This window comes from Mycolicibacter acidiphilus (assembly GCF_018455725.1).
GTDB lineage: Bacteria > Actinomycetota > Actinomycetes > Mycobacteriales > Mycobacteriaceae > Mycobacterium > Mycobacterium acidiphilum.
Map to the genome: position 1 here is coordinate 1 of NZ_JAHCLR010000141.1, position 532 is coordinate 532.

The window sequence follows — 532 nt, forward strand, 5'->3', positions numbered from 1 at the left end:
GGTGTTGCCGCCGGAGGTTAATTCGGCGCGGATGTATTCCGGGGCGGGTTCGACGCCGATGTTGACTGCTGCTGCGGGTTGGGATCGGTTGGCGGTCATGCTGACATCGGCGGCGGATTCGTATCGGGCGGTGACTGGCAATCTGATCGACGGAGGTTGGCAGGGCAGTTCGGCGGCGGCGATGGCTGCGGCTGCCGAGCCGTATGCGACGTGGATGACCGCCACCGCCGCGCAGGCGGCCCAGACCGCCAACCAGGCCAGGTCCGCGGCAGCGGCGTATGAGGCGGCTTTCGCCGCAACCGTTCCGCCACCGGTGATCACGGCCAACCGCACCGCCCTGTCGACTTTGGTCAACACCAACGTCTTCGGGCAGAACACTGCCGCGATCGCAGCCAATCAGGCTGACTACCACCAGATGTGGGCTCAGGATGCTGCCGCGATGCATGCCTACGCGGCAGGCTCCGCGGCGGCAGCACCTAACTCGAGCGCATTGACCGCCGCACCACAGACCACCAACCCCGCCGGAGCCGCC

The 532-nt window shown here is 67.5% G+C and carries 1 protein-coding gene; it reads left to right on the forward strand.

Going from position 1 to position 532, the window contains the following annotated elements; genetic code table 11:
• Position 1: 1 nt before the first annotated feature.
• A partial coding sequence (locus KIH27_RS22215) for a PPE family protein (RefSeq protein ID WP_214095101.1) occupies positions 2-532 on the forward strand: 531 nt, incomplete at its 3' end.